The following is a 3,035-nucleotide window of genomic DNA, read 5'->3' on the forward strand; positions in this document are numbered from 1 at the left end:
CTGCCGGGTTTTGAAAGGCGGCGGCGACGGAGCGCAGATCGCCCCGAAGGTCCAGCGCGCGCTGAGCTGGAAGGATGATGACGCGGGCTGGATCGAGGCGGACGAAGGGGCGAAAGGCGCGGGTTTGGCTGTGGGTTTCCTGCTGGACCTTCTTGACCAGCGAGTAATCCGGCGGCATGAGCGGCTCACCGTCGAGATCGGTGACCGAACGCATCCGATCCGGATCGAAGATGCCGATGACCTGGTAAGTCGAACCCATGAAGGTGACGGTGGAGCCGGCCGGGGCGCTGAGCGCCTGGGCGATGGGAGCGGGCAAGATGATCGCGTCGCGTTCGCCAGTCTTGAACCAGCGCCCCCCTACGAGGGCGACTTGCGGGCGCGCGACCAAGGCCTCCTCGGCGTCTAGTCCCTCGGCGGCGGCAACATCGGCCCACACGCCGTTGCGCTCAAGCGACATCGCCGCGCCGGAGGCGCTCTCCACATCGTGCGAAAACACCCGGCGGGAGACCGCGGCTCGTCCCGCGAATTCGCTGGAAAGAGCTTGGGAAGCCGCGCGGTCAAGCACCTCCAAGCCCGGATTGCGCAACAGAAGCCCCGGGTACCGGGCGGGTGCCGGGCTGGCGGATTCACTAAGCTGCAGGTTCGGCACGAAGGAGGTGAAGCTTAGGATGATAAAGGTCATCACCACGAGGGTGAGCACGGTCAGGAGCGTGCGCGTCTTACGCCGCCTCAGATTTGAGATGCCCAGGCTGAACGCCGCCATGGCGACGTTGCCACGGCGCACGTCGAGGTCCTTGATCCCGGTCGCCGTTTGACGGACCTCGCGCAGCGATCCCTCGAATTTTGAGGTGATAAACGCCATGACGATCAGGCTCAGCGCGCCCATGATGAAGCCGACGAAGATCATGCTCGGGTTCGCGACAAGATCGAACGCGGTGTGGACGAATCGCAGGATAAGGAATGAGGCGATGAAGATGGCGATGGTCGCGCCGAGCTGAACGGCGAGCTTGCGGTTCGCGAACAGCAGCCGCTCCAGAAAGAAGCTGAACGGGATGAGCAGAAAGGAATAGAGGAGGACGCCGTTGACGATATCGCTTGCGGTCCGTTGCAAAACGGGATGGGCCCGCAGGGCGAGTCCCCAGGCAGCCCGGGCCTGCCGATCGGCCTCCAGCCAGTCCAGGTTGGCGGCGGCGGCGCGGGCGCGTGCGAGGGCGGCTTTGGAAGCGTTATGGGTTTCCAGAAGGCTTCCGGTGACGAGGCGGTAGCGGGCGAATTCGTCGAGCCGGCCTTGGTCTATGTTGTCGATGTCCTGAGCCGAAGCCAACGATATGGGGCCGAATGAGGGCGTGACGGAATACCCCGTTCCGGCGAGGTTTGTGGGCGTCGATCCAGTCAGAATCATCCGCCAGTCGCCTAAGCTGGAGCCCATCGAAACCTGCCAGCGGGAGCCTGGCTGAAGGAAGAGCACACAGGGCGGGGCGATCCCCGTCCAGTACTGCGGGTCCTCGAAAGCGAGCGCGACTCCGTAGCTAACCGGGCTTGCGCCGGTCGTTGGATCGAGGAGGAGCCAGTTCGTAAGCGGCGTTAAGTCTTGCGGATCGACGAGCCCGAACAGCGCCTGCGTCTCACACCGAAATAGGACGATGGGTGAGGAGCGGAAAGCGGTCTTGAGTTGGAAAGTGAGGGGAAATGCGCCGGAGCCGGTGATCCCCTGATCTGGCGCCATGTCGATCTCGCCGCTCTCGTCGAGGTGGTAGGCGGCGAGGGTCGTGGGGGGCTTCTGGAGGCTGGCATAGTCGGTCAGAGGAGGCGCTCCGACGAAGCGGTACTCACCCCTGGGGCCGGTGATCTCGACGTCGTCCGCGCGCACCCCCATTAGGGACTTGCGGCCGGTAAAACGTACCGCGAGCGCGTTCCCGACGCGCGTGTCGGGCACGAGGTTCTTTGCGGGTTCGTACAGCGCGGCGTAGCCGGTGAGCGTTGCGAAGCCTCCGACGAGACTCAGCTTCGAGGGAGACGGCGGCTGCAGCGGCAGCGACTCATCGCCCGTTTGCGCCAAGCGGTCGTTCGCCAGGTGGTGCAGCATCACCGCGAGCACTTGAACCTGGCGCAGCAGGTTCTCGGGGTGCACGTGGTCGAGTGTGTCGTCGACGGTGTCGAAGCGGGCGCGCTCATCGTCGGCGGTAGCGAAGGTGATGGCGTTGTAGCCGGCGCTTGCGAACGGCTCGCAGTCGAACGTGAAGGTTGCCGGGATGTTGTTCTTCCAGGTGCGGTTGTCGGAATGGTTTGCGCCGTCAGTAAGCACTACGCGGGGATTGGTCTCGCCGAGAAGAGGCGTCAGGGCTTCGGCGTGCCTGCGCAGGACGCGGCAGAGGGGCAGAATCGGCTGAAGCAGCTCGTCGCGGTAGTCGTAGCCGTATCCGCGCCCGAACTCACAAAGCACCTTGCTCGAGGTGGAAAGGTCGAGGGTAACCACTGCGATCGGCTGGACAGGGTCGGCCAAGTGCCGCTCGACGTACTCGCGCGCCCCGGCGAGATTGAGGCAGTGCGCGCCCGAGAGGACAAACCGCAGCGGGCGCTCGTGCGGGAGCGTGGCGACCAACCTTGCCAGCTCGAGCATTGCGACGGCACCGCTTCCCTGATCCGCGGCGGGCGCTCTGTCTGGGCAAATCGACATGCCATCGGCATAAGCCCAGACGAGCACGGGCTCGTTCGCAAGGGCAGGGTTGGTGCCAGGGACGTCGCAGACCAGGTTGCACTCGTGAACGGATGCCCAAATTTGTCGGCACCGGATTGAGATCCTCTCCTGACGCTTGGCGGCCGCTTTGACTGCGGCTGCTTCGGCAGTAGAAACCAGGAAGCGCGGCAGGTGGATGGGTGCGGAGACGAACTTCGCCTCCGCCTGCTGGCGGGTCATTTGCGCCGGCTGGAGGAAGAGGATGGCGACCGCGCCGCGCTCGGCCGAGAGAAGCCAGTTGTCCTGGCTGTCGAAATTGAGGACGACCACGGCGCCCTCGATTCGCTTGCCCCGCAGC

General features: G+C 64.9%; 1 protein-coding gene. It reads right to left on the bottom strand.

Annotated features, from left to right (window positions below):
* Positions 1–3,007, bottom strand: a 3,007-nt coding sequence (locus JOZ79_RS09385; protein ID WP_294073505.1) for a M28 family peptidase, incomplete at its 3' end; no start/stop codon positions are given.
* Positions 3,008–3,035 lie beyond the last annotated feature (28 nt).

The sequence above is a fragment of the Sphingomonas sp. genome, assembly GCF_019242355.1.
GTDB lineage: Bacteria > Pseudomonadota > Alphaproteobacteria > Sphingomonadales > Sphingomonadaceae > Sphingomicrobium.